The sequence below is a fragment of the Pseudoalteromonas prydzensis genome (assembly GCF_011050055.1).
Lineage (GTDB): Bacteria > Pseudomonadota > Gammaproteobacteria > Enterobacterales > Alteromonadaceae > Pseudoalteromonas > Pseudoalteromonas prydzensis_A.
In genome coordinates this window covers 1-4,100 of record NZ_DRGM01000202.1, presented here as the reverse complement: position 1 = coordinate 4,100, position 4,100 = coordinate 1, and the positions used below count along the sequence as shown (strand labels likewise).

Here is a 4,100-nt window from a genome sequence, read left to right as displayed (position 1 = left end):
CTTTAATACGCGTAGCTTCAACTAAAGAGATAGTTTTACGGTCTTTCTCTTCGTTGTATAAGGTAATGTCATTAAATACATAACCAAATTCTGGTTCTGATTTAATTCGTACTTCGTGTTGCTTCTCAAGGTAGGTAATAATAGGTGTTAAATTACCTAACTTTTTGTATTTCGCTTTAACAATGCTATCCCAAGGAAGTGCATTATCTTGCTTACTTTCGCCCCACTCTGCAGGATCGATTGCTGATGGAAACGAAATATCAGGGATCACACCTTTATGTTGTGTACTCCCCCCGTTAATGCGATAAAACTTAGCAATAGTATACTGTACACTACCTAGCGCATTATCGTATAGGTCATAAGCGCGGCCTAAGCCTTTGTGCTGCTGTACAGTACCTTTACCAAATGTTTGCTCGCCAATAATAACCGCACGACCGTAATCTTGCATTGCTGCTGCAAATATTTCAGAAGCAGAGGCACTGTAGCGGTCAACTAAAACAGTTAAAGGGCCATCGTAATAAGTTATACCATCGCGATCTTTTTGCTCTTCTATACGGTTATTTAAGGTATGAATTTGAACAACTGGACCTTGGTCAAAAAACAAACCTGACAATTGAGTCGCTTCATATAAAGAACCACCACCATTTTGGCGTAGGTCGATAATAATGCCATCAACTTTTTCTTCTTTAAGCTTAGCCAGTTCAACTTTTACATCTTTAGAAAGATTATTGTAAAAGCCAGGAATTTCAATCACTCCAACTTTACTTGTTAAGTCAGAGTATTTGGCTTCAAATACTTCTGATTTAGCCGCTCTATCTTCAAGTCGAATTTTATCACGCGTGATTTCAACAACTTTAGGTGCACCGTGAGCGTCAACACCTTTTAAGTACTGTAGACGTACTTTAGTCCCTTTAGGGCCTTTAATTAAATCAACTACGTCATCTAAACGCCAGCCAATTACATCTACAAATTCTTCGCCATCTTGGGCAACGCCGATAATGCGATCATCAGCTTTAATTTGATCTGTTTTATCTGCAGGGCCTCCTGGCACTAAGCTGCGAATAACAGTGTAGTCTTCATCAGGGCTTAGCACGGCACCAATGCCTTCAAGCTCTAAGTCCATATCCATTTTAAATTGCTCTGCACGACGTGGCGATAAGTAAGACGTATGCGCCTCAATACTGCGTGCTAGCGAATTCATAACAATTTGAAAAGCATCTTCTGAATTAGATTGTACTAAACGTTTTTCTGCATTTTTATAGCGTTTGGTCAGCACTTCTTTAATGCCTTCCCAATCTTTACCCGTCATTTTTAAACGCAGTGCATCGTACTTTACACGTTCACGCCAAATTTCATCTAGCTCGGCTTGAGACACCGGCCATGCTGAGTCTTCACGGTCAAAAAAGTATTCATCTTCTTTATCAAACGTCATTTCTTTTTCAAGTAAAGTAAGTGAATACTCGTAACGTTCAAAACGGCGTTTAAGACTTAAGTTAAAAATATCAAACGTAAATTCTAATTTACCGGTAGTAATCGCGTTGTCAAAGTCATCACGATATTGCTCAAAAGAGGCAATATCGCTGGCTAAGAAAACGCTTTTATTAAAATCAAGGGATTCGATATAACGATCGTACACTTTACTAGAAAGCTCATCGTTAAATCGAACCGGTGTATAGTGTGAACGAGCAAATAAGCTAGCCACTCGTTTGCTAGCAGTACCATGTTGACTCTCTTGCTTAAGCTGGGGTAAATCGTCAATTGTAACGGCTTCAACAGCAGCAAATAATGAACCTGAAAACAGGGCAGCAACTAACGGAATGAGCGTAAACTTTTTACTCATACACAACTCCTTAATTTATTTACAACTTAAACAATATATAAGCTGTCAGCTTTGGTTTTAACTTGCATGCCTGTAACTAATTCAACATGAACATCATCTTTGTTCACTTCAGTGATTACTGCGTTTACAAGTGCTTGGCCAAGTTTAACCTTAACCTTATTATTAACCTTGACCTCAGTTGCTGGTAAAGGTTCAATTTTTCCTGAACGTTTAGCCGGCGCTGCTTTAGCAGGTTTGTTAGCTGCAGGTGCGTTTTTATCGCCTGCTTTACTAGCATGTGCTGGTTTTTTCTTGAAAGATTTAGAATCAGAATCTTGGCGTGGACGCTGTTGTTTTTTGCGTTTTGCCATTTTAGCACGGCTTTCTTCCAATGCTTTTTGTGCATGGTCGATATGCTCTTGCTCAACTTTTTCACCTTGATTACCATCAAGGTCAATACGAAACTCTGACTTAGTCACAGCTTCTAAATAACGCCAATTAGACGTGTATTTTCTAAGCGCTTGACGAACTTGAGTCTTACTTACTTTTTCAGAGCCTTCAATACGCTCAGCAATATCTTTAAAAATACCTACTTTAAGCGGCTTGATGCCATCTTTTTGTTTAAAACATTGTGGGAATTCTTGATATAAAAATTCCAACACTTCATTAATATCTTTTAGCTTGTTTGTGGTTTCCATTTTAGAACCTATTTTTCACATCTTTTCATCAAGGGACGAATCGACGTAGTGTGTTACCCAGTCGACCAACTCTTCGAAATCGGCTTCTATTACAGCCATATCACCCCGAAGGTGTTCCCAAATACCATTAATTGTTTCATCAATAAATTCACATTCTGAATCATCTGGAAGACGATCCCATGCAATATGAATCAAATCATTGAGCGTTTCCGCTACATGCTCTTCTTCGCCTTCCCAATCGCCAACATCTTGCACAGCAAATAGGTAGTCTTGAACATTTAGCAAATCTTTCATTACAGGCTCGCCTCTAAGCATTTCACTAATGCTTCAAGGCCAACTTTATCATCAGCATCAAATCGGCCAATACTTGGACTATCAATGTCTAGTACTGCAAATACTTTACCATGTTTCATGATAGGTACAACCACTTCAGAATTAGACGCTGCATCACAGGCTATATGCCCGTCAAAAACGTGAACATCTTCAATTAATTGTGTTTCTGCGGTTGCCGCAGCAGTTCCACATACCCCTTTCCCAACGGGAATACGGATGCATGCGGGGTTACCTTGAAACGGGCCAAGTACTAATTCAGTAGGAGAATCCATAAAGTAAAAGCCCGCCCAATTTACATCTTCTAAAGAGGTAAATAACAGCGCGCTTATGTTTGCCAAATTGGCAATTACATTAGATTCACCAGCTATCAGCGATTGTGTTTGCTTAACTAATGACTGGTAAAAATCGTGCTTTTGCATACCAAACTACTTCTTATTAAACATACAGTAGCTAAAGGTACTCTTTGTCGTGAAAAATTGGAACCTTTTGGAGGTAAAAAAAAGGAAATTGCACCGTTTATCAGCGTGCTTGGTTAATAATGCTGCGATTATTTTTTTACCGATTTACGAAGACCAAATAAAAACAGTCCAGCTGCAAATGCTGACATAACACTATTAATCAAAAATATCTCACCAGTTGATGCACTTAATAAGTAACTGAATATAGCGCCACCTAACAAACCAAGGGTTAATACACCTGAATAATTAACTTTAGAATACTTAAACATAAGTAAATATCCTGGCACGACAAAAGCCGCCATTGTTAAACCTACAATATGCGCATTTGAGATAGCAGTCATCAAAAGTTGAAAAAATACGAATAGGAAATCACCCTGTAGCGTTAGTGCGTAATACAATCCTAACAAGCTGCCAATAATTACCGGGGACAATAATGAAAGCGCGACGCTTTTTGCGAGTTGATGTTTCATCTAATAATCCTTAATACAGAGTATAAATTTTAATGTATTAAGCATGCACCAAGATCTAAAGCTTAGAAATAGAGACTATGGTCGTAATTTATGATGATAAATCGCGCTATTTCTACCCGTAGTTATTTATTTTACAGGCACAAAAAAGCCCGCTAAATTAGCGGGCTATTTTGTTATATGGTGGAGAGATAGGGATTTGAACCCTAGATGGGCTATAAACCCATGCCGGTTTTCAAGACCGGTGCATTCGACCACTCTGCCATCTCTCCGATACTGCTAAGTTAAAAGTAAGAGTGTACTAATAACTATTTAAATGAATGAT

The 4,100-nt window shown here is 38.6% G+C and carries 5 protein-coding genes and 1 tRNA gene; all 6 read right to left on the bottom strand.

From position 1 onward, the window contains the following. A partial coding sequence (gene prc, locus ENH88_RS20700) for a carboxy terminal-processing peptidase (RefSeq protein ID WP_304185206.1) occupies positions 1-1,840 on the bottom strand: 1,840 nt, incomplete at its 3' end. 26 nt (positions 1,841-1,866) lie between these two features. Further along, positions 1,867-2,517: an RNA chaperone ProQ gene (gene proQ, locus ENH88_RS20695; RefSeq protein WP_024600504.1), complete on the bottom strand. Its 651-nt coding sequence runs from the start codon at positions 2,515-2,517 to the stop codon at positions 1,867-1,869. 15 nt (positions 2,518-2,532) lie between these two features. Further along, positions 2,533-2,811, bottom strand: a complete 279-nt coding sequence (locus ENH88_RS20690) for a hypothetical protein (RefSeq protein WP_002961910.1) — start codon at positions 2,809-2,811, stop codon at positions 2,533-2,535. Further along, on the bottom strand, positions 2,811-3,269 hold the full coding sequence (locus tag ENH88_RS20685; protein ID WP_294118014.1) for a GAF domain-containing protein: 459 nt from the start codon (positions 3,267-3,269) through the stop codon (positions 2,811-2,813). The genes ENH88_RS20690 and ENH88_RS20685 overlap by 1 nt, the downstream gene beginning before the upstream one ends. Positions 3,270-3,397: 128 nt before the next feature. Further along, the gene (locus ENH88_RS20680) at positions 3,398-3,778 is read right to left on the bottom strand and encodes a hypothetical protein (protein WP_294118013.1); all 381 of its coding nucleotides are present in this window, start codon (positions 3,776-3,778) and stop codon (positions 3,398-3,400) included. A gap of 178 nt (positions 3,779-3,956) precedes the next feature. Then, positions 3,957-4,047: transfer RNA gene (locus ENH88_RS20675), tRNA-Ser, on the bottom strand. Between the last annotated feature and the right edge of the window lie 53 nt (positions 4,048-4,100).